This is a genomic window from Planctomycetaceae bacterium, from assembly GCA_021371795.1.
In the GTDB taxonomy this organism is placed as follows: domain Bacteria; phylum Planctomycetota; class Phycisphaerae; order Sedimentisphaerales; family UBA12454; genus UBA12454.
The window spans coordinates 49,665-71,087 of record JAJFVK010000002.1 but is presented as its reverse complement, the minus strand read 5'-3'; the positions used below and the strand labels follow the sequence as shown (position 1 = coordinate 71,087).

Annotated in this window: 19 protein-coding genes; 9 read left to right on the top strand and 10 right to left on the bottom strand. The window is 42.4% G+C overall.

Translation table 11 applies throughout. The features are described 5' to 3' along the window. Positions 1-101 precede the first annotated feature (101 nt). The 3 genes from dnaX (at position 102) to rpoN (ending at position 3,972) form a co-directional block, all read left to right on the top strand. Positions 102-1,784 carry a DNA polymerase III subunit gamma/tau gene (gene dnaX, locus LLF92_00715; GenBank protein MCE5339634.1) on the top strand — a complete coding sequence of 561 codons (1,683 nt, stop codon included), beginning with the start codon at positions 102-104 and terminating at the stop codon, positions 1,782-1,784. Next, positions 1,784-2,392, top strand: coding sequence for a recombination mediator RecR (gene recR / locus LLF92_00710; protein ID MCE5339633.1), 609 nt, complete (start codon positions 1,784-1,786; stop codon positions 2,390-2,392). Before dnaX ends, recR begins: the two co-directional genes overlap by 1 nt. 122 nt (positions 2,393-2,514) lie before the next feature. Continuing rightward, positions 2,515-3,972, top strand: coding sequence for an RNA polymerase factor sigma-54 (gene rpoN, locus LLF92_00705; protein ID MCE5339632.1), 1,458 nt, complete (start codon positions 2,515-2,517; stop codon positions 3,970-3,972). On the opposite strand, the gene LLF92_00700 is transcribed toward rpoN, so the two are convergent. The 3 genes from LLF92_00700 to LLF92_00690 are packed head-to-tail and all read right to left on the bottom strand — an operon-like array spanning position 3,969 to position 6,836. Beyond that, entirely contained in the window at positions 3,969-4,223 is a 255-nt protein-coding gene (locus tag LLF92_00700; protein MCE5339631.1) for a hypothetical protein, read from the bottom strand. The two genes, rpoN and LLF92_00700, sit on opposite strands and share 4 nt — an antisense overlap. Before the next feature lie 22 nt (positions 4,224-4,245). Continuing rightward, entirely contained in the window at positions 4,246-4,635 is a 390-nt protein-coding gene (locus tag LLF92_00695) for a hypothetical protein (protein ID MCE5339630.1), read from the bottom strand. Then, positions 4,635-6,836 carry a hypothetical protein gene (locus tag LLF92_00690; GenBank protein ID MCE5339629.1) on the bottom strand — a complete coding sequence of 734 codons (2,202 nt, stop codon included), beginning with the start codon at positions 6,834-6,836 and terminating at the stop codon, positions 4,635-4,637. Before LLF92_00690 ends, LLF92_00695 begins: the two co-directional genes overlap by 1 nt. A gap of 466 nt (positions 6,837-7,302) precedes the next feature. On the opposite strand from LLF92_00690, the gene LLF92_00685 reads away from it, so the two are divergent. Further along, the gene (locus LLF92_00685; GenBank protein MCE5339628.1) at positions 7,303-8,037 is read left to right on the top strand and encodes a hypothetical protein; all 735 of its coding nucleotides are present in this window, start codon (positions 7,303-7,305) and stop codon (positions 8,035-8,037) included. A gap of 99 nt (positions 8,038-8,136) precedes the next feature. Beyond that, positions 8,137-9,027: an NAD(P)-dependent oxidoreductase gene (locus LLF92_00680; protein ID MCE5339627.1), complete on the top strand. Its 891-nt coding sequence runs from the start codon at positions 8,137-8,139 to the stop codon at positions 9,025-9,027. A 9-nt stretch (positions 9,028-9,036) separates the two neighbouring features. Here the strand turns inward: LLF92_00680 and LLF92_00675 are convergent, their stop codons facing one another. From LLF92_00675 to LLF92_00655, 5 genes are all read right to left on the bottom strand, one after another. Next, positions 9,037-10,056, bottom strand: coding sequence for a hypothetical protein (locus tag LLF92_00675; GenBank protein MCE5339626.1), 1,020 nt, complete (start codon positions 10,054-10,056; stop codon positions 9,037-9,039). Positions 10,057-10,112: 56 nt separating this feature from the next. Beyond that, on the bottom strand, positions 10,113-12,860 hold the full coding sequence (locus LLF92_00670; GenBank protein ID MCE5339625.1) for a hypothetical protein: 2,748 nt from the start codon (positions 12,858-12,860) through the stop codon (positions 10,113-10,115). Between the two features lie 354 nt (positions 12,861-13,214). Continuing rightward, a complete protein-coding gene (locus LLF92_00665; GenBank protein MCE5339624.1) occupies positions 13,215-13,763 on the bottom strand; it encodes a hypothetical protein in 549 nt (182 codons plus the stop codon). Positions 13,764-14,100: 337 nt separating this feature from the next. After that, complete coding sequence (locus LLF92_00660; GenBank protein ID MCE5339623.1) at positions 14,101-14,901, bottom strand: hypothetical protein; 801 nt, start codon at positions 14,899-14,901, stop codon at positions 14,101-14,103. Positions 14,902-14,971: 70 nt separating this feature from the next. Further along, positions 14,972-15,319: a PilZ domain-containing protein gene (locus tag LLF92_00655; protein MCE5339622.1), complete on the bottom strand. Its 348-nt coding sequence runs from the start codon at positions 15,317-15,319 to the stop codon at positions 14,972-14,974. Between the two features lie 357 nt (positions 15,320-15,676). Between LLF92_00655 and LLF92_00650 the strand changes: the two genes are divergently transcribed. The 4 genes from LLF92_00650 to LLF92_00635 all read left to right on the top strand — a co-directional run bounded on the left by LLF92_00650 (position 15,677) and on the right by LLF92_00635 (position 19,900). Beyond that, positions 15,677-16,759 carry a GHKL domain-containing protein gene (locus LLF92_00650; GenBank protein ID MCE5339621.1) on the top strand — a complete coding sequence of 361 codons (1,083 nt, stop codon included), beginning with the start codon at positions 15,677-15,679 and terminating at the stop codon, positions 16,757-16,759. A gap of 176 nt (positions 16,760-16,935) precedes the next feature. Beyond that, positions 16,936-18,324, top strand: a complete 1,389-nt coding sequence (locus LLF92_00645) for a sigma-54 dependent transcriptional regulator (protein ID MCE5339620.1) — start codon at positions 16,936-16,938, stop codon at positions 18,322-18,324. A gap of 19 nt (positions 18,325-18,343) precedes the next feature. Next, positions 18,344-18,823 carry a hypothetical protein gene (locus LLF92_00640; protein MCE5339619.1) on the top strand — a complete coding sequence of 160 codons (480 nt, stop codon included), beginning with the start codon at positions 18,344-18,346 and terminating at the stop codon, positions 18,821-18,823. Between the two features lie 327 nt (positions 18,824-19,150). Continuing rightward, positions 19,151-19,900: a hypothetical protein gene (locus LLF92_00635; protein MCE5339618.1), complete on the top strand. Its 750-nt coding sequence runs from the start codon at positions 19,151-19,153 to the stop codon at positions 19,898-19,900. A 263-nt stretch (positions 19,901-20,163) separates the two neighbouring features. On the opposite strand, the gene LLF92_00630 is transcribed toward LLF92_00635, so the two are convergent. Continuing rightward, the gene (locus LLF92_00630) at positions 20,164-20,847 is read right to left on the bottom strand and encodes a transposase (protein MCE5339617.1); all 684 of its coding nucleotides are present in this window, start codon (positions 20,845-20,847) and stop codon (positions 20,164-20,166) included. A gap of 245 nt (positions 20,848-21,092) precedes the next feature. After that, positions 21,093-21,410 carry a four helix bundle protein gene (locus LLF92_00625; GenBank protein MCE5339616.1) on the bottom strand — a complete coding sequence of 106 codons (318 nt, stop codon included), beginning with the start codon at positions 21,408-21,410 and terminating at the stop codon, positions 21,093-21,095. Between the last annotated feature and the right edge of the window lie 13 nt (positions 21,411-21,423).

The following is a 21,423-nucleotide window of genomic DNA, read 5'->3' as shown; positions in this document are numbered from 1 at the left end:
TTTCAATAAAATAACAAGCTAAAATGCCTTATAATTAATTCAATTTGACTAATTTGCCATTTAGATTTATTATAATTTTTTCACTTTATTTCGGAGCAAAAATGGCTTACACAGTGCTTGCAAGAAGGTATCGCTCACAACGGTTCGACAATGTTGTCGGACAGGTTGCGATTTCGCAGACATTGAAAAATGCTATAAAAACCGACAAAGTAGCACACGCATATCTTTTTACCGGCACAAGAGGCGTCGGCAAAACCACATCCGCCAGAATCCTCGCCAAGTCGCTGAATTGTCTTAATTCCGACAAGCCGACAATCGAGCCGTGTCTGGAGTGCGATAGCTGCGTGCATATTAACAGCGGCGACGATATCGATGTTATCGAAATCGACGGTGCATCTAACCGCGGCATTGAAAATATCCGCGAGCTTCGCAATAATGCGATTTACCGGCCGGCACGAGCAAGATTTAAAATTTACATCATCGACGAAGTGCATATGCTCACGACCGAAGCGTTCAACGCGCTTCTGAAAATTCTCGAAGAACCGCCGGCTCATATAAAATTCATCTTCGCGACCACCGAAGCCAACAAAGTACCGGCAACAATTCAATCTCGCTGTCAGCGGTTTGATTTTACGAATATCAGTCCTGCGGATATTATTTCGCAGCTTAAAAAAATACTTAGCGATGAAAATATTAAATTCGAAGACGACTGCATTATCGCGCTGGCAAGACTCGCAAACGGTTCGATGCGTGATGCGTTGAGCCTGCTCGACCAGCTCATCAGCGCAGCCGAGCCGCCATTGAGTGTTAAATCACTTGAAGAACTGCTGGGATTGCCGAGCAATGAAAAAGTTTATTTGCTGCTTGAAAAAATCGGCCAAAACGATGCCGGCGCAACATTGCTGTCGGTTGATGATTTAATCGTCGGCGGATTAAGCTGCACAGGTTTGCTCGATGCAATGGTTCAAAGTTTTCGCGATATGATGGTGCTTAAAGCGGCGAAAGACGCTTCCACGCTTGTGATTTTGACCGAGGCGGAAAAGAAAGTCTTGTCGAAAATCGCTGAACATTTCGACATACCGGCAATCGTTTATAATATTTCGCTGTTTGAAAAACTCCGCTGGCCTGTGAAGAACAGCGATAATCCGCGTGCGTTGCTTGAAGCGTCGCTGCTGCGGGTCGCTCTTGCCGAACACTTTATGAGCATTCCGGAACTGCTTAACGGAGCAAATTCAAACGTCAGTTCTGCTGACAGCTTAAAAAAAAACAATACGGTAATTGAAAAACCCGTTTATAAACAACCTACACAGCCCACACAATCAACACAGTCCACGTCCCCGCAAACTGCCGCTTCAGCGCCGCAGCAAAAACAGGTTCTCGACAGCAATTGCAGTTTCGAGCAGATAAAAGCAAAGTGGAACGAAATCACCGAATCGATTACCAATGCAAGAATCGGTGAGTTTATGAAAAAGGCAACGCCGATGCATCTTAACGGCGACACGCTTGCACTGGGCTTTGGTGCCGCGGAGCAATTTACGATGAACCTTTGCCAGAGCAACGGCAGAGCCGATACGATTGCACAGGTATTGACTGAAGTAATTGGCAAAGAGTTGAAGGTAAGTTTTGAGTTGATTAATTCGCCTTCGCAGAATGTGGCAATGCCGAAACCAAAAGGCGCAAAGGCGGGCAAAAAAGTAATGGACGATGCCGCAGCCAATCCTTTTATAAAAAATATTCTTTCGGAGCTTGAAGGCAATATTATTGATGTCGAGGAATTGCAATAATGTCCAACGCTGCATATACACAAAGTTTGAATAAATTAATTGATGAACTTGCAAAACTGCCGGGCATTGGGCCCAAGACTGCGGAGCGTTTGGCGTTTCATATTCTCAAGACTGAAAAAACTGAAGCGATTCTGTTAGCTGAGGCAATCACAAAACTCAAAAGCAGTGTTCGTCAGTGCAAACAATGTCATAATCTTTCGGAAAGTGAATTGTGTTCAGTTTGCACAGACACGCGCAGAGACAAAAGCATCATCTGCGTTGTCGAACAATTCAAAGACCTTATCGCACTTGAGAAAACCGGACTTTGCAAATGGCTCTATCACGTTCTAGGCGGAAGAATCGCACCGCTCGATGGATTTGAGCCGAGCGATTTGACAATCGACCATTTAATCAGCCGAATCCGAAATGAAAAAATCAGCGAAGTCGTTATGGCGACCAACCCCACCGTCGAAGGCGACGGCACGGCACTATATATCAGCTCATTAATCAAACCACTCGGCGTTAAAGTTACACGCCTTGCACGAGGCCTACCGGGCGGAAGCCAAATAGAATACGCAAGCGGGGCAATCCTTACAGACGCTATTCTCGGCAGAAACCCTTTAGAATAGGGTTTTTTCAAAATTTTTCTTCATTTTTCGCCCAAAAAATTGCTTTTCTCATGGAAATTTGATATATTAGGGCTTCTGGAATAAAATTTGCTGTTGGACGACTTTATTTTTCTGGAAGTGGTATGAAATTAGATATGACGAATCAAATGCGTATGGAGCAGCGTATGAAGCTTGCGCCGCGGATGATTCAGTCTATGGAAATTTTGCAGCTTTCAACACTGGCACTTCTTGAAAAAATCGAGACCGAACTAAACAGCAATCCCGTGCTCGAAGCCGAAGAGCCGGAAGAAACCGGCAACGCCGAAACTGTCCAGCAGCAGGAAATTAACACCGCGAACGCCGAAGCGATAGGTACCGGCGGCAAAAAAGGCGAGGATTTCAGCAAGGTTGAAGAATTCGCCGACGATACCGACGGTTATTTTTATCGCACTGAAATTCAGCGATATGGCGATGACGAGCCGGATAAAAAACTCGAAGCGATGAACAACACGCCGGATTTGGGAATGTCGCTGCACGATTATTTGCTCGACCAGTGGCGGCTTATCGATGCTGACGAGAAAGTGAAAAACGCCGGCGAACAGATTATCGATTACATCGACGAGAAAGGCTATCTGAAAGTTCGGCTTGAACAGCTTTACAATAAAGACAGAAACGACTTCAATCTTGAAGACCTCGAAAACGCACTGAAACTCATTCACGAACTTGAGCCGGCAGGCATCGGCGCACGGGATGTGAAAGAGTGTTTGCTGATTCAGATAAAACAATCTTCCGAAGATATGAGCTTTGAGATAGAGCTTATTTCAAAATATTTAGACAAACTTTTAGAAAATAAACTGCCTGAAATAGCAAAAAAAATGAATTGCAGTACTGAACGCATCAATCAGGCGATTCTGCGGTTGCGAAAATTCGATACGTCGCCGGGCCTGCAAATCAGCAGAATGAAAAATCCGCCAATCAAAGCCGATATTATCGTCGAGCCGACATCCGGCGGAGGCTTTAAAGTTATGCTTGCGGACAAAAGCGTTCCTTCGCTGCGGATTAATGAATATTATTCCGGTATGGCACGAGACCGCAAGCTCGATACGAAAACACGGCAGTTTCTTAACGACAATATCCGTTCGGCCAAATGGCTGATGGACGCGATTACGCAGCGGAAACATACGCTGCTGAAAGTCGCGCGCACTGTCGTCGAAAGCCAGAGCGAATTTTTCGAGAAAGGCAAAATGTATCTAAAGCCCCTGCCGATGTCAGAAGTTGCTGACAAAATTGGCGTGCACGTTGCGACAGTTTCGCGTGCGGTTGCCGGTAAATACATTCAATCGCCGCAGGGATTAATGCCTTTGCGTGATTTGTTCGGCGGTGGTATGGAAAGCAGCAGTGGAGGCAGCGAGAGTTTCGAGGCTATCCGCGCAAAGATGCAGCAGATTATCGACGGCGAAGATAAATCGAACCCGTTAAATGATGACGAGATTAAAAGCAAACTTGAAGAGGCGGGCGTAAAAGATATCGCAAGAAGAACGGTAGCCAAATACCGCAAAATTATGAAAGTTCCGACAGCAAGATTTAGAAAGAAATTTTAGCCGGTTGTTAATTTCATAAAAACAAAAATACCGACGGCTGTCAGCACCATAAAAATCAAAATCGAGCCGAACAGCAGAAACGATTCGCGAACAAACGGCACCAGTTCGATTTTTTCCATCTTCGTCGCTTTGTAAACAATCGCAATAATCGCAATCAGAGGCAGCGCAAGCAGAAAACTATACGGCGTTGTGCCGATGTGAATGGGCGACGTAAAACTCGCCAAAACAAATTGTAATGTATTATTTATCACTAATTACACGGATTACACTGATTTATTTATTAACTTTACAATGTGCTAAATACATTGCGTTGACAATACACAAAAGGTTCATCATTCCTGCGATGCCGGTATAAATTTCGCCGATTTCACGCGGCCTGCCGAACGAATCCAGATGCAGCACAGAACTGCTCAAGTGTTCCAGATATGCGACTATCGGAGAAAATAAAATCTGCGCATAAAACCATGGTTTTTCCAAAACGCCCATCGAGCCGATAAAAAGCCCGACTGTAAAAGCAAACATAAGCGAAACAAAAATAATAACAGCACGCTTTCGTTCGCCAATCAGCCAATGACCCGCGCCTGGTATCCACCACGCAAGAACACCCGCGAATATAGTAAGTACCCAGGCGGGCATTTTCATATTAGCTGATGGCTGTGCCACTATTTCGCTCCGTTGGCATCATTTGCATCAGCGGCTTTTTCAGATTCCATAGCTTTCAAATTCGACCTTGCGGTAATATTGTCCGGCATAAAGAAGCCAAACGCTGCGCTTTGCGCATCGATAAAATCTTCCTGCAAAGCTATCTGCTGACGTATACTGTTAAATTCCTGGTCTGTACCGGGGCTTGCAACTTTCATGCTCTTGATTACATAAACTGAAAGCTTCGAATCGAACTCGAGCATAACAGGAAACTGTTCTTTATTGGTTTGCATTTCCTGATGTTTAGCATAGAAAGAATCGATGAGTTTGCCGTAAGCCATACTCTGGTCAACAATGCTTTCAGCACCCATCATACCAGCAACCCGCATCTTCGTAAGCTCAATATCCATCGCGGAAACTCTCTTGAGATTATTCATCTTGCGAATATCGAAAGTTTTTGCGTTCGGGTCGGCAGCGTTCTTTTTGCCGTATTGAGTGTTAATCTTTGCAAGAGCTGAATCCCAGCCGTCCTTTTTAACCGTTTCGAAGAACTCTTTGGCGGCCTTGTCTGCAATTTGGGCAGCGGCAAGCTCTTTGCAATCTTTTACAACAACATCTTTCAATACGAATTTATCGTCAGCGGCATTTGGTTCGCCGATATTCGGAAGATTTTTGACATAACTGAAATCAATACTGTCAGGAGCCTGTGCCTTAACTGCATCGACAACTCTTACAATCGCTATAACATCGCCTGCCATGTCTGAAAGAGGCCCGGCACTTACGAACATTTTTGGAGCGGCAGGTTCGAATGGTCCCAGTTTTCCCGCCTCGTCGCCAAGTTGACTAACGGCAAACACAAGCTTAACAAGACGCGTCGGCGTTCTGCTTTGACCGGCTATTACAAGTCCGCTAATGTCGTTGCCCGCTTGGAGATCAGCGGCTGTCAGCAGAGATGTTCTGCCGGTATAAACCTTAACGTTATGCTCTTTGGAAATCGCTTGAGCGACTGCACTATAATCGCCCGCTTTCGATTTCAATGTTTCAAGACTTGTCTTTTCAACATCCACACCTTCAAAACCGCTGTCGGTCTGCTCAATCGCACGGCTCATAATTTTTGTGCCCTGCGCATTTACCTTTCGAGCGTACAGACCCTTTTTAATCATATCAGCGACTTCAGCATAAGGTCTCTGCTTCTTAACGGTTTTGGAATTCGGGTCGTTCGGGTCTTGCGGAACTTCGATAGTAATCGGAGACCTCTCAAGATTCTGACGATAAAATTCTTCAACTTCCTCTTCTGTCGGAAGCGTTACATTCTTTTTCACGTCATCGATTTTAATCAGCATATAATCCAGAGCGATGCGAGCAGGCAGCTTATAACCGAAACCGATTGGATTTTCTTCGGTGATAACGCCCGGCATTACGTTCTTGAATTTCTCGAACTGACCTGTAATTTGTGCATCCGTCGGCTGCGATGCTTTGTCTTCAAAATCAGCCGCGGAGAACTGAACGAAATTGGCATCCATTCTTTCGTTGATTCTTGCATAGGTATTTTCGAGCTGCGATACAGTAACATTTTCAGAATCTGTTACGATTCTCGAATAAGCGATAATTGTTAAAACATCCGCGAAGGCTCTCAATATCTGGTCATCGGACATGCCGGTTGACGTAGAAATATTTTTCACCAGCGTAGCGGCATCGACCTGATTATTAGTCATTTGCGGAATAACATTTTTCAGCGTATTGCCAGCCATTTCAGGCGTAACAGCACAGCCTGCGTTCTCGGCCTGGCCTCGTAAAAGGATAAAGAAAAGCTCCGCTCTGCCGCGAGACTGTTTGAAAAACTCGTCAATCGTGGAAGAATTAATGCGAAGTCCGCTCTGCATAGCTGCATTTTTTAATTCGTCGCTTACCATAGCGGCGTTTTCAGATTCCGGGAACAAAAGCTGACCGAGCAGCACTGAACGCAAATCGCCCAATGCCGGCAGAAGTCTATCAACCATCAAACCGCGAAGAGCCTGAAGCTGAACCGAAGCATTCTGAAGGTCTTGTGCGGTAATTGATTTGCCGTCGCCGTAAGTGTACATCGCATTGCTTTGGCCGCCGTATCTCGGCTTTGAAAGCTCATTGAGCAAACTTGGCATAATAAAAGCAATCATAATTACAATAACGAATACGGCCATCAATTTGCCCATATTCTTCCGAATCCACTTGACCAAATGCATATCTTTCTCCGAAAAACTTTAAAGATTTTAATTCTAAAGACTTATAGAAAACATACTTAGAAACCGGAGAGTATAAGCAATTTAAGACTTTTTGCAATAACAAAATATAAGCCTTTTTAAACGCAACTGTTTGCACTTTGGGTACTTAAAGATTGTATCCATAATGAAGCCTGATTGAGCATCCGGAAAAATCTGATACAGCATATAACGGCATTGATTTCCGAATAGTGTGAATATGCGGAATATGCGCAAACTTTACAACCAACCTAAGCCTATTTATTGGTATTAGATAGTTATTACCGGCTTTTGAAATGGTTTTGACGGCATATTAAAAAAAGGATTTGCAAAAACTCTTTTTTCTGCACAAAATGCTCTTGATACGATATAATCATCGCATCTCGTGAAGCGTATTTCGTATTTCGCTTCACGCTTCGCGAATAACGAGATACATTTTTGGAGTATAGAAATGTCTGAAGACGGAAAAAAGCAGGACCAGCTTCTTGAAACCACAGATTGTCTGGAGGCTATCGGTACGCTTAAAAGCAATAAGAATCTATTTTTCTTTGTCTGTTTCATCTGCCTGCTTGTTTTGCAGGGATGTTTTTGGCTTATGGCAACCGGCCATGTGAACTACGGCCAAATCGAGCCGAACGCACCGACAATCGAAAAGGCTGCCCATAATGCCGCCGCAAAAGTAGCTTCGCCGAATATGGTTGACGCAAACAAAGCTCTATTAGACCCAAACGACGGCTGGCACAAATATTCCAACAAGATAGTCAGTACAAAAATTGATTTCGAAAAAATCGCATGGGCAATTCGCATTTGCAATTATCTGCTGATAATCAGTTCGGTGATTTACGCGATGTCGATGCTGTTCGGCCTGATGATTTCACTTGTCGGCAAACTCGGTGGAATCAGTCACGTTACAAAAGCGTTTTTCATTTCGCTGCTGTTCATTGTCGTGCTTATGCCGTGGCAGACCATTTTCAGAACCGTCGGCGTCGGCACAATTTTCAAACCGGCTGAACTTCTGGCAAGCTGGTTGATGTACGCTGATATGAACACATTCGAAAAGGCATTCAGCGTTTACGCAAGATACGTCGGGCTCGGATGTTTTTCAATTCTTCTGCTGCTCTGGGCACAGGTCAAGAGTATGAAATGGTCGAGAAATTCACTCCGAAGATTAGGAATCGTTAGATAAATTGAAAATTGAAGAATGAAGATTAGCACAAATCCGCCACAGGCGTTTCCGTAAATCTTCAATCTACAATATTCAATCTTCAATATAAGCGACATTGCAATGAAAAAATCAAACATCGCCTTTATCGGCATGGGCATAATGGGCAGGCCGATGGCCTTGAACTTGCTTAAAGCCGGTTTCCCGTTAATTATTAATTCGCGCACAAAATCAAAAGCACAGGATGTAATTTCCGCAGGCGCGACATGGGCAGACTCCCCCGCCGATGCGGCGAAAAATGCTGATGTAGTTATTACCTGCGTTACCGACACGCCTGATGTGAGAAATGTTTTGCTCGGCAAACAAGGCGTTATCGAATCCGCAAGACCGGGATTGATTTGCGTTGATATGTCAACCATTTCCCCTACCGAAACGCAAGAGATGGCAAAATTACTCGCTGATAAAAAGGTGATTTTGATTGATGCTCCTGTCAGCGGCGGACAGCTCGGCGCAACCGAAGCAAAATTATCAATTATGGCCGGCGGCAACAAAGAAGCTTTCGAAAAGCTCCGCCCTGTTTTCGAGGCGATGGGCAGAACGATTACATATTGCGGGCCGTCGGGTTTTGGACAGATAACAAAGCTCGCAAATCAGGTTATGGTCGTCCACACGATAATGAGTACCGCTGAAGGCCTGGCGTTCGCGAAGCAGGCGGGATTGGATTTACAGACGACACTTGATGCTACAGTTTCAGGCGCAGCCGGAAGTTTTTCGCTGAAAGTTTTGGGCGCGAAGATTATCGCAGGCGATTTCAAGCCGACGTTTATGGTCGATTTGCAGGTCAAGGATTTGCGACTCGTGCTTGAGTATGCCGAGAAGATTGGCCAACCGCTGCCCGGCGTTGCGATGATAAAAGAATTATTTACAGTTTTGCAGGCACAAGGCCGCGGCCGCGACGGCACTCAATCGCTCTACGATGTCATCCGCCAATTAGCAGAAAATAAAAACAAATAAAATTCACATTTATTGTAACGACGAAGAAGAAATGCGGCGGTAATATCCATTCTTCGCTAATTTGCCCGGCTTTTTCACGAGTTCCTGCGCTTTATCTTGCGTTACAAAACCAAAACCTTTAATCGGGTCAAAATCAATAAAAAAGTCCTGCCCTGCATTAACATCAACAATGAATCCCATCGCCGGCATATACCCTTCTTTCGTAAAACATCCTACTTTAGCTGACAAAATATGCCTGCCGGGAGTAACCTCAAAGCAAATGTATTTGGTCTTGTCGATTTCAATATCCGGCAAACAATCCACACCAACCAGTGGCCGCAACGCAGCGCCAACAACGCACGTTCTGTTTAATATATAAACTCTCGCGGCAGAATCCTGTTTGGATTGCGGTAATGGAGAAGACTCCCATATAGATTTTGCCTCGGCCTTTGGAATCAATGTCGGCTGCAGCGGTAATCGCTTAAGACTCTTGGTCATTCCAGTAGGCGGACAATAACGAACCTTTCTCTTTTCCATATCCTTCATCGCCTGGTCTATATCATCACTAATCACAGGTGTTTTCGATGTTACAACGCCTACTTCGGATTCAGCTTTTATCACGTATATTTTAGAGGCTGCGAAAGAGGTATTAATAATTTTTTTGTCATCAACTATAGCTGTCGGTTTGCCGGTAATTTTATAATCGCCCGGCGGGATGTCGATATAATAACCTGTCTGGTCTAAAATATCTCCCCGAAATATTCCGGCTTGTCCTTCGATTATTACCGGCAGTACGTCCCACCCGCCTACCGCTTCAATCGGATTCACACTGAAACCGCCAAGCGGCGCACGAGGCGAATATACAACCACACGTGAATATGCCGGATTTTGAGGCGGAGCCTGTGCTATCGTTGTGTGCAGAAAAGGATATTTATCTATTGTCATATCATGTGCCACCATCGTACAACCGCTTGAGAAAAATATCAGCGGAATTGTAATGGCCATAATTTGTAATGTTAAAATAAGATTGTATGTATTATTTTTTCTCATCACTTTTTCCTTTATATCACATCCTTGTTAATATTAAACCATCCGCACAAATGAAACTATTCTATCGTAATCTCGTAATCGCTTTCGGCGTATTTACACAGATACAAAGCAATCCCATCACTGTTCACAATTTCATAATCCGTTTCATAGCTTAAATCAATCATATAGCCGCCTGAACTTAACCCTACTGAATTAGGTAAACTTGTTGCGGCAAGTACAAGGTCATATTCTAATTCTTCATCTGTAGCCTGATTCTCAATGCCCAAATAAATATTTTCTGCATTAGGGTCTATACACGCCTGCCATGTAAATGTCACTGGTGAAACAAGAGTTGCACCATTTGCAAAACTTGTGATTATTGGAATTTGAGTTGTTTGCGGAAGCGGATTATTTGTGCCGGGGATACTAAAGTTCGCTGTTGTCTGCTGACTGCGGCCATTATTATAATAAACTGTAATCACATATTCGCCGTCGCCAAAATTGTCCAGCGAAGCTGCGTCAAAAAATTCTGCCTCATAACACCATTCATTTGATGTCTCGGTAATTTCATAAGTATTTCCAGCCGGAGTAAGAAATTCTATTCGTTCGACAGTGTTGTCTGTATATATTTCAAACTCAAAATCATACATAGTGTCTGTTGAACTATCAGGTGACGCATATACTATACCCTGACAGATTTCAATTTCATAGACATGTTCGGCGATAGGTTCTTCAACAGTAATTTCATAATCGCTCTCAGCGTATTTACATCTGAAAACATAAATGCCATCATTATTCGGCCCACCATATGCGGCTCTATAGTCCAACTCAACTTCATAATTGCCCGGATTTAATTGGATTGCATCGCCAAGACCTGTTGCGGCGACATCAACTTCATATTCCAATTCATCGTCCGTTGCCAAATCTTCAATATCTAAAACAATATTATTTGCATTATGGTCTGTACAGGCTTGCCATGTAACTGTTATTGGCGAGGTAAGAGTTGCGCCGTTGGCGAAACTGGTAATTACCGGCATTTGAGTTGGTTGCGGAAGCGGGTCGTTTGTGCCGGGGATACTGAAGTTCGCCGTTGTCTGCTGACTTCGGCCATTTTTATAATAAACCGTAATGGTATATTCGCCGTCGCCAAAGTTGTCCAGCGAAGCTGCACCAAAAAATTCTACTTCATACCACCATTCCCATCCGCCATCATCGTTGAGTTCTCCACCGACATCAAACCAACCGGTTTCATCTGCCCATTCATTCGGCGTGGCGGTTATTTCATAAGTATTACCCGCCGGTGTCAAAAACTCTATTCTTTCAACTGTGTCATCCGTATCTATGACAAATTCAAAATCATAATTGGTATCTGTCGAACTGTCCAGCGATTCATAATCATAACTATATTTGATACAAATATTACTAACGTGCTCGGCGATAGGCTCTTCTTTCAGCCAGTTGGCGACAAAGATATTCAAATCGTACATATTTACCTTGCGGTCGCCGGTCAGGTCTGCGCCATTGCAGAAACCGCAATCATCTGCCTGCCAAAGTTCAGCCAAAATCGCAAAATCAGAAAAATCGACATCCTTGTCGTCATCTATATCCGTTGACGTATTCCAAATCAGCTTTGGATAATCCTGTCCGCAAATCATCCACACCGGCGTATTAAAATCCCAGCCGGTAAATGTCGATTGTGTTTGCATATCAACAGTTGTTTTACCAACAGCGCCGCTGGAAGAACCATAGCCAAGGCCATTACTTATGCCGCTTGAATTTACATCCCAAAAGCAGGCAGTAATTATTCCACTGCCACCATAGTAGCCAAGAAAACCACCTTTATATGTAATTTCTCCATTTGTGAAAATAGTACCAGTCGAATAACATTTATTAATTTCTGCAATAGATTGATCGTACTGCATACCCAACAATCCACCTGCATAGGCAAAAGAATTGAGTGCAGTAGAAGTAACATCTCCCTCACTATAAGAATTCGTTATAACACCGCTCCACTGATACCCAGCCACCCCTCCAGCATACGAGGCAAATGACGAAGAGGACGATGAAGAAACAACCGGTCCGATGCTATAGCAATTGGTTATACTACCAGCAGCTTGTTCCCCTACTATTCCCCCTGCATCAGCATAACAACCGGAAGAAGCGGAAACCGAGCCTGTGCTATAGCTGTTTGTTATGATACTTTCACTGGTCTGAGTGTTACTGGTTTGATATGCTACCAGACCACCTGCATAAGCATAATCAATAGCAGAAGAAGTAACCTTAACAGTGCTATAACAATTTGTTATGGTACCTCCTCCCTGACACCCTACTAATCCCCCAGCAGAGGAGGCAGCAATAACGCCAGTGCTGTAACAATTTGTTATTGTGCCACCATATTGATAGCCGATCAAACCACCAACATACGCATCATTTGCATCTATATTGACATTTTCGAGACCTAAATTTTTGATTGTGGCATTAGAGGCAAAGCCAAATAAGCCGATATAATCAACTGCAATGGTTGTAATATATGTTAGATTGCGGATGACATGTCCATTACCATCAAAAGTACCAGTGAATGGAGTATAATAATCAGTACCAATAATCATATATTTTGTACCGGTATATTCGGCCATATTTATATCAGCGACGAGTTTAAAACATTTGTTCCAGTCATTAGCATCCAAACCGATAGTATTCATATCCACCGCCGTTGCGATTAGATATGGGTCTGATTCTGTCCCGCTGCCGCCGGAATAATTTGCTGCATAAGTTGATGACGAAAATATTATTGCTGCTGCGATAATTGAAATAATCTTCTTCATACTCTTCTCCTGAAAAATCATTGTGATTTATTCAAACCAAAACTACATACCAACAAACCAAGAGGCAACATTTCCTCTGCGGTTTCTCCGGCGGTGTGAAATCCAAAAGTTGAATAATTATATGTGTATTAAGTGGAAAGTCAAGCAGAAATATCTTTTTTGTAGTGTTAAGATAAAATAGGCAATTTATTAAGTGGAAAACTAAAAGTGAAGAGCGAAAAGTTAAAAAAACACTTTCGCAGAATAAACAGATTTACTTTGGGGGATATATTTACTGGGGAAAAGTTGAACTATTCATCGGAGCAAAGCGGAGATCCCCGAACGGGGACGTATTAAGTCTTCACTGTGCACTACTTACAGTTTCCAGCCGGCAGGATATTGAATATTCGCAGCCGGGACGTTGAAGCTTCTGGCGAGATTTTCAACCAGTTCTTCAGTTCTGCCTGTCTGGTAATCTGATGCGCCATCGGTCTTTTCGCCGACTACGCAGACGCGAATCGTCTTGCTGGTGCCGTACCAGCCTGCCGCCGGCAGTGCCGACCATTGATTGAGCCACTTTTCAGTCGGCTGAATCCGGCCGTCAATGTCGCCCAGGCTGTTGCATACGAGAAAATGGAAATTTAAATCGTCTGCACTTGTCAGGCCGGTAAGCGATGCGATTTGTGCAAGGTCGCCGCCTTTGGTGTTGCTGAAGTAAACTTCAATCATGTTCCACCTGTCAGCGGTTGTTGCCTGACGGGTGATTGTTACAGATTCTATCGAGCCAAGAGACGAATAGCTTGCAAGGCTGAACGCGCCTGCTGATATCGACTGATTATCCAGTGCCATAAGCACTGCTGCGCCGGCTGTCATAGAGACTACCAGGCAAATCAAAATTTTAGCTTGTCTTGGCTGACCTGTCATTCGTTTCATCCATTGAAGTTATTCGGACCTTCCGCCCTCCGCTAAGTATTAGGCTTCACAGAGGTTATTGGCAACATACCAATATATAAGTGCTATCGTCAAAAGAGTGGAAAAATTTTAAGAAAATTCGTAATAAAACAAAAAAAAGTGATAAATATTTTTTATCCACTTTTGCACAACAGGCCAAATCAGGAAATATAACAACTGCTTTGCTTTTTTGTCTTCTTGATGCTGTGTTGAAAAACTGCTTCGCAGAGTGTGAAAATGCGATGAAATTACTAACGGTTATTCTGTTAATTCCTCACTTGAATGCCTGCGGGTGACGGATGCGGAAAAATCAATCCTTTATAAGACCACAAACGATTAAACAGAATTTTACTCTGTTTTCTTTCTGTTTATCTGTGAAAATCAACCTTCCAACGTTCGCAATAGCTTTCTGTTCAGATGTCTTGATGTCGTCAATTTGCGGTGACAGAAAAATGAATTGACCCGGCCGAACAGGCGACTTGCAGCCGATAGAATCAAACAAGTATTCCCAGGCGGGTATTCGCTTTTCCTCGACTTTTTTCCTTATGGTCTTATAAATCGGTTTGATTTCAAGCTGACAGACCTGTTTAAGGCCTATGAGGGATTTAGCGTTTATATCGAGTAAAACGCTTCCTTCCGGCAATCCGACCGCCGCCGTTGTTTTGTTATCTGTCTGATAACATACAGATGCGCCTTGCGGAAAGCCGGCCAGTTCAATCTGCTCACTAACGTTTTCAGTCATAAACAAAGTTACACGCTTGACAATCACAGCATTGGCGTCTGCCAGACTTTTGGCTATTCCAGGCCAGTTCTGCAGGTCCCCGTTTCCGCATATCATTCCATTTTCCGCCAGATTTATATTGCCGGAAGCATCAACCTGCAATTCACTTGTGCCCGCCATAGCAGACTGAACAGCTAAATACCTGCCGCTGTCTGCCTCAAAGACAAAAACAGATAAACCGATGATAGTGTCTTTAGTACGTGCCGGTCCGCCTTTCGGCATCAAATCGTTTATGCTGACATTTTGCCAGTGATCCACTTTCTTTTGCTCGTTGCAGCCGGCCAAAATCAACATGAATATCAGAATCGGTATGTATTTCAGTATTTTCATAAGGCTTGATAGTAATATCAGAAATGTAAATTTAAAATATAAAATTTAAATTTTCAGGAAACGCCTGATTCTATATTTCAAACATTGGGCGGGTACAAAACTGAAAAGCGATTCGTTTCTTGCTGGTTTGAGGTTGCTGTTCAACAATGCGAACGACTTTGCCGTATGCCCACAACTTTCCGCCTAACAAATCCGTATTGTCTTCGACGGGAACATCCATTTCCAAACCGAAAAGTTCACCATCATTTATTTCCATTAAATGATGATTCGCTATTTCCGCGAGCAGTCCCTCTGTGCTGATGTTTATACTATTCGCCTTAAAACTGTGGCCGCACCCGGAATCGATTTTTTTACACAGAACATCCGTTCGTATATCCAAACGCCTATATTTCCGTCTTTCTTCCAATACTCCTCCCATTAGTTTTTCCTTTCCTTTACCTCCATGCTATGAAAAAAAGATAAACACACTATCCCTAACGTTACCGTTATCGGACTCGCAAATAATGTACCACTTTTTCATATTTAGAGTCCATCCACATTACAACAACATAACCTATTGTAAAATATAAAGTTACAACCTCACTAATATCCTGATTAAACCAGGGAAGTTGTAAAATTGGGAAACCCTGTTTACAAAGGTCAACAAAACCGTTGTTTAATGCGTTAAAAAATTATCAACTTTATACTTTATACCTTAAAAACTTAAGTTTTGTTGTTTTTTTGCAACATACTGGTTGACAAATCTCGCCAGATGGTTCTATAATACACATCAACTATGCTCGAAGATGTAGCACAAGATATTTTTGTTAAAGATGTTAAGATTAACGGCGATTCTTTGGTTTTGCAATCGCTGCCGATTGGCGTTGTCGTTTTTGACAAAACCTTAAAAATCCAAAACGCAAACCGATGCGCGTATGACTGCATTAATATCCAGATGAAAGCTGACGCCACTCTGGCCGCCGGCACAAATGAAAACATCTGGGGCAATTGGCATGCAATACTCACCGGAGTCTTAAACACAGGCAAATCCCGCCGATTCGACAATGTAAGCTATCTTTACGAAGACAAATCCGCTCTTTTGCAAATAATCTGCTCCGCGATGAAGGATGACGGCGTTATTACAGGCGGCATTATCCTGCTTGAAAACGTTACCGAAAAAGCCACGCTTCAAAAGCAGTACGCCCAAACCGAACGCCTTGCCGCGCTTGGCAAACTCGCCAGCAAAGTCGCACACGAATTGAACAACCCGATGGATGGCGTATTAAGGTATATCAACCTTGCCAAGCGAATCGTTAATGAACACGGCCTTACCAAACCAGTCGAATATCTCGACAATGCCGGCGACGGCCTGAAAAGAATGATTGGCATTATCACCGAACTTCTGGAATTCTCCAGAAACAGACACTCATCTCTCGAAGACACAACTATAGATAAAATCATCGAAGAGGCAATTAAGTACAATGAGCCTATGGCAAACACCGCATCTGTCGAAATTCAACGACAATACACAACTCCGCTTCCAAAGGCAAAATGCGGCAATTTGTTCCAGGTATTCTGCAATCTGATTAAGAACGCGATTGAAGCGATGCACGACGGCGGAAAAATTATTATTACATGCGATGTTTCAGACGATAACATCGCGGCGATAAAATTCCGCGACACAGGCAAGGGAATCGACCCTGCGGTATGCGAAGCGATTTTCGAGCCGTTCTTTTCCACAAAAACAGGCCGCAAGGGAACGGGCTTGGGCCTTGCGATTTGCAGAGACATTATCGAAAAGCACGGCGGGAAAATCACCGCCCAAAACGCTTCGGATTCAGGAAGTATCTTTACAGTGTATCTACCAGTTAATAAATAGTACGATAGCGCGAATAAGATAGTTTGTAAAGGCACAAAATCAAATATAAAAGCTTGTCCTCACGAAGGTGGGGATGACATTGTAAAATTCAAAATTAAATAGCTCGGCCAACGGCCGGTTCAAGAATTTTGATTTTTGCATTTTGATATTTGATATATGATATTTGGAAGGTATTTATGGTTCCTGTAAACATTTTAGTTGTAGATGATGACAAAATCATTCTTGATTCGCTTTGCGAGTTTTTGAAACTCGAAGGCTACGGCGTTGTCGGCGCAGACTCTTACAGACAGGCATTGAGCCGACTGCAAAGACAGCGTTTCCATCTGGTCATCACTGACGTGAACCTGCCGGACGGCAACGGCTTCGAGCTGCTCAATCTGATAAGACAAAACTATCCGCAAACAGTTGTCATCATTATTACAGGTTACGGCACAATTGAAAGCGCAGTAGAGGCAATCAAGCAGGGAGCTTACGATTATCTGACAAAACCGGTTGTCGATGACGAACTGCGGCTGACAATCGAAAGATCGCTCAAGCAGCAGTCACTTATTAGTGAAAACGCGAATCTAAAGAGCCAGCTTGTACATAAATATAGTCTGGAAAATATTGTCAGCCAGGACTACAAAATGGCGAAAATCTTCGACCTTATTGAAGCGGTCGCCGACAGCAGGTCAACGATTCTTATGACCGGCTCAAGCGGAACAGGTAAAACAATGCTCGCAAGAGCAATTCATTACCGTTCAGACAGAAGAGACAAGCCGTTTGTCGAAGTGAACTGCGGTGCGCTGCCGGAAACGCTGCTCGAAAGTGAATTATTCGGCCACGTCAAAGGCTCATTCACCGGCGCAATCAGCGACAAGCAGGGCAAATTCCTCGCCGCCGACGGCGGGACTATTTTCCTCGATGAAATTTCAACAGCATCCGCTGCGCTGCAGGTAAAATTTCTGCGCGTGATTCAGGACAGACAATTTGAACCTGTCGGCAGCAACAAAACGACTACCGTGGATACCAGAGTGATTGTCGCCTCGAACCAGAATATGATGAATGAAGTCCGTGCAGGTCGATTCAGGGAAGATTTGTATTATCGCTTGAATGTGATAACGATTAATCTGCCGTCGCTTAACGAACGTCCCGCCGATATTCCGCTGCTCGCGCAGCAGTTTATGAAGAATTTCTGCATTGCGCACAACCGTATGAAGTTAGGCATTGATAATGAAGCGATGAGTGTATTGCAGAGATATGACTGGCCTGGCAACGTTCGCGAACTGGAGAATGTGATAGAGCGTGCGGTGCTTTTGAGTAAGACGGATTATATCACGTTCGATGATTTACCTTTCAATGTTACGGCTTATGCACCGTTGAACTCTGCGGATGATTTTGACAGTACGAGTTTGAAGTCGGCGATTGCCGAGCCGGAGCGAAAAATTTTGCGAGCCGCGCTTGAGGCAAATAACTGGAACAGACAATTAACTGCTCTTGCGCTGAAGATTAACAGAACAACGCTTTATAAGAAGATGAAAAAATACGGCCTCGAAGACGAAGCCGAAAGAATGGGAATCAGATAAATAAATCAGAGGAGCGTTTATGTTAGGCATTTTGCTAATAATATGTTTAGTGATATTTTGGATTACTAAATTAAAGGCATTTATTTTATTAAAAGACACTTACAATAAACCTGAAAATATTAACGATAAAGACCAAATTCGCGAACTTCGACACCATGCAGTAAAGTTGCATATCATTGCCGGCATTGCTGCCCTGATAGGATATATAGGCTGTATATTACCATTATTAATTGCAGTAATTAGCAAAAACATAAACATTTTTCTCATCATCGTAGTCGGAATTGTTTCCCCTTTAATACTTTCATTTGTCTGTTATTTAGAAATAAGAAGTGCAAGAGGCACAAAGATTGTATTTCCATTCACTGCCTATTTAATGGTATTTAGTTTGCCCCTATTTTATACTTCTTACTGTTGCATAGATTATGATTTTTTCAGAAAAGACTACACCGCCGCGTTTAATTCTATGGGTGCTGAGCCTAATCAATCTGAAAATGCTTAGCCTTATTATATTGAAGCCGCTGTAACCTGTACAAAGCTGGAAGATAATTTTCAAAACAGCATAATAGAAAATTTCAAATACAACCAATTCGATTTTAATGATACCCAGAGAGAAAATTTACAAAAATGGTTTTACGAAAACACCTCTGCATGGGAGAACTTTAAAAAAGCATCATCCATTAGCTATTGCAATGCGACCTATAAAAACATATCTTTTCTTGAAATTACAGACCAGAACGACCCGAAAATTACTCCAGGTGAAATAGTTTATCCGCTTATAAATTTTTGTAGAAATATAACAGCAGGCCAGATTGCAGGAGTATTTGACGTGAACTGGCTCAATTTACTTCAAACCCAACTGAAGACTTCCAGACATTTTATTCATGGAAAAACTTTCAAGGAGCAGCTTTTAGGATATTTCACTATCAAACTTAACATCAGGCTGCTTGCAAAGCATGATAATTATACAAGCCAGGAGTTGCAAAAAGCCAGACAACTGCTTAAAGAATTCTTTCCTGCCGAACTGCCGCCACCAAACCCTACTGGTGAAATATTTATGACATGTGCGAGTTATGTTGAGGCATTTGGCTCTAATATGCCAATGGTAACACCACTTAATCCGGACTTTAGAGAGATTGGTTCAATTTCAGGTCTCGAAAAATACGCCCAAAAGCATTATCAAACTGTGTTTGAGCAAACCAGAACACGCACAGAAAACAAAAGTGAATTTTCGATTTTTAATTCATTTATAATACACAGGGAAAAAATTTTTAATAATAATAGCACTGATAAAGTAACTGCTGCAGTTTACAAAGTTTTTCAAAATGCAAATACAACACTTTCGGCAGGTTATTTCATGCTTGACCTTGAGGAATACAAATTAATCAAAGGCTGTTATCCGGAAGATATTTCAAAACTTAGTCAGGCCGGTTTTACAACTCAACTGCCGAACAACCCGGATTCCGATGGCAAAATAATTTATAGCAATGACGGGAAGCAAGCCACTTTGTATGCTGTCGGTAAAGACAGCAAGGACGATAGTGATGATATAATTTATTGGCAAAGAAACCTTAAGTAATAATACAGGAAGCAATTGTTTTCCCAAAGGAATGCCTTCGGCATTCACTATTCACTATAAAAGGTTTTGTCAATCTATCCAAAAAGGTGTCAGGTACAATTTTATTATAAACACCACTATAAACCTTTATAAATAAAGGTATTAAAAGGTGTCAGACACCTTTTAATGTTATATAATACTATTACATAGGAAACTTATTGAGGTATTTTGGCTTAATAACAATGGCGGTGGAAATTGCTGGCAGTCGCAGCAGAAATGAATTTTTAGAGGTTGCCTTTTGTTTTCAGAGGTCTTCCGCGTCCCTTTAAAGTAGAGTTCAAACCAAGTGAAGACGATGTTTTCATCATCCATTCAACTTCGCCAAACGGCCTGTTCTTTTCGATTGATCTTCGGATCTCTGCAATTTCTTTTTCATGTAAAACTTGATTAACTAACATTTGCCAATCATTAGGCATTTCGACCGGCCATTGTGAAAGTGGAATATTATTATGTTTGATTTTATTCATTCTGTGCCACATCGCAGACCATCTCCACTGTTCCGCCTTTTCGACCATGGCAGCATTTAAAGGATTGCGTTCGACGTATCTACAAAGCGTAAGAAAATGTGAATCTTCCTGAACGGGAAATGATTTAAAACGTCCTTGATAAAGATGACCGGAACCTGTTGTTTTATGAGTCGAATGCCACCGTTGTGTATGCGATAATGTAAGCCAACGCATAAAAGACGAAATTTCATTATCCTTTTGCGGCCACAACACAAGATGCCAATGATTCGGCATTATGCAATATGTACACAATCGCATATCAAATTTGATACAGGCTTGGAATAATGTATTCTCAAACAGTAGATAATCCTGTTCATTGGTAAAGATTGGCACACGCGCATTAGCCCTATTAAAAATATGGTATGCGTAACCTCCCGGCAATATTCTTAAAGCTCTTCCCATAAAATTTATAATACCATAAATTTTAAGCATTTCAAGCATAAAAGGTGTCAGGAACATTTTTATAAAATATGCCAATGTAAGTCTTTATTTGAAAAGCATTTAAAAGGTGTCAGACACCTTAATTGACTTATGGAAGATTTATAGAACAAAACTTTACAAGAGGATGGAGCCGAAAGAATGGGAATCATCAGATAAAGTGAACAGTGAAAAGTGATATTATTTTTTGCTTGTTTTGACTGTGGAAACTAACATGCTATGATTTCTTTGCAATCTTGTTCTAAACTGTCAAATAATTTTGTGTTGATGTATTTTGTATCATGCAACAATAACAGCCAATAATCCGTTTCATTTGCTTCTTTTAAAGCTATACTCATTTTATTCGTAAAATCAGCTTTACTTTGCCGGAACTCTGCCTCTCTAACTAATGCGCCTATTGAAGTACCGCTTCGCAGGATTTGCTTGCTTAATATAAAATCTTTTTTCTCGGATTGCAGATATTGAGACAATTTGACAATTCTGATTGCATATTTATAAGACTTCTCTTTAAGTATCGACGTTTTCATTTAAAAAAGAAAA

Excerpts from the sequence above, each read along its gene's own strand:
- LLF92_00630 (MCE5339617.1), bottom strand. The coding sequence starts at position 20,847 with ATGGGAAGAGCTTTAAGAATATTGCCGGGAGGTTACGCATACCATATT.
- LLF92_00645 (MCE5339620.1), top strand. The coding sequence starts at position 16,936 with ATGGTTCCTGTAAACATTTTAGTTGTAGATGATGACAAAATCATTCTT.
- LLF92_00660 (MCE5339623.1), bottom strand. The coding sequence starts at position 14,901 with ATGAAAATACTGAAATACATACCGATTCTGATATTCATGTTGATTTTG.
- LLF92_00655 (MCE5339622.1), bottom strand. The coding sequence starts at position 15,319 with ATGGGAGGAGTATTGGAAGAAAGACGGAAATATAGGCGTTTGGATATA.
- LLF92_00665 (MCE5339624.1), bottom strand. The coding sequence starts at position 13,763 with ATGACAGGTCAGCCAAGACAAGCTAAAATTTTGATTTGCCTGGTAGTC.
- LLF92_00670 (MCE5339625.1), bottom strand. The coding sequence starts at position 12,860 with ATGAAGAAGATTATTTCAATTATCGCAGCAGCAATAATATTTTCGTCA.
- LLF92_00685 (MCE5339628.1), top strand. The coding sequence starts at position 7,303 with ATGTCTGAAGACGGAAAAAAGCAGGACCAGCTTCTTGAAACCACAGAT.
- LLF92_00690 (MCE5339629.1), bottom strand. The coding sequence starts at position 6,836 with ATGCATTTGGTCAAGTGGATTCGGAAGAATATGGGCAAATTGATGGCC.
- LLF92_00675 (MCE5339626.1), bottom strand. The coding sequence starts at position 10,056 with ATGAGAAAAAATAATACATACAATCTTATTTTAACATTACAAATTATG.
- LLF92_00640 (MCE5339619.1), top strand. The coding sequence starts at position 18,344 with ATGTTAGGCATTTTGCTAATAATATGTTTAGTGATATTTTGGATTACT.
- LLF92_00680 (MCE5339627.1), top strand. The coding sequence starts at position 8,137 with ATGAAAAAATCAAACATCGCCTTTATCGGCATGGGCATAATGGGCAGG.
- rpoN (MCE5339632.1), top strand. The coding sequence starts at position 2,515 with ATGAAATTAGATATGACGAATCAAATGCGTATGGAGCAGCGTATGAAG.
- LLF92_00625 (MCE5339616.1), bottom strand. The coding sequence starts at position 21,410 with ATGAAAACGTCGATACTTAAAGAGAAGTCTTATAAATATGCAATCAGA.
- recR (MCE5339633.1), top strand. The coding sequence starts at position 1,784 with ATGTCCAACGCTGCATATACACAAAGTTTGAATAAATTAATTGATGAA.
- dnaX (MCE5339634.1), top strand. The coding sequence starts at position 102 with ATGGCTTACACAGTGCTTGCAAGAAGGTATCGCTCACAACGGTTCGAC.
- LLF92_00650 (MCE5339621.1), top strand. The coding sequence starts at position 15,677 with ATGCTCGAAGATGTAGCACAAGATATTTTTGTTAAAGATGTTAAGATT.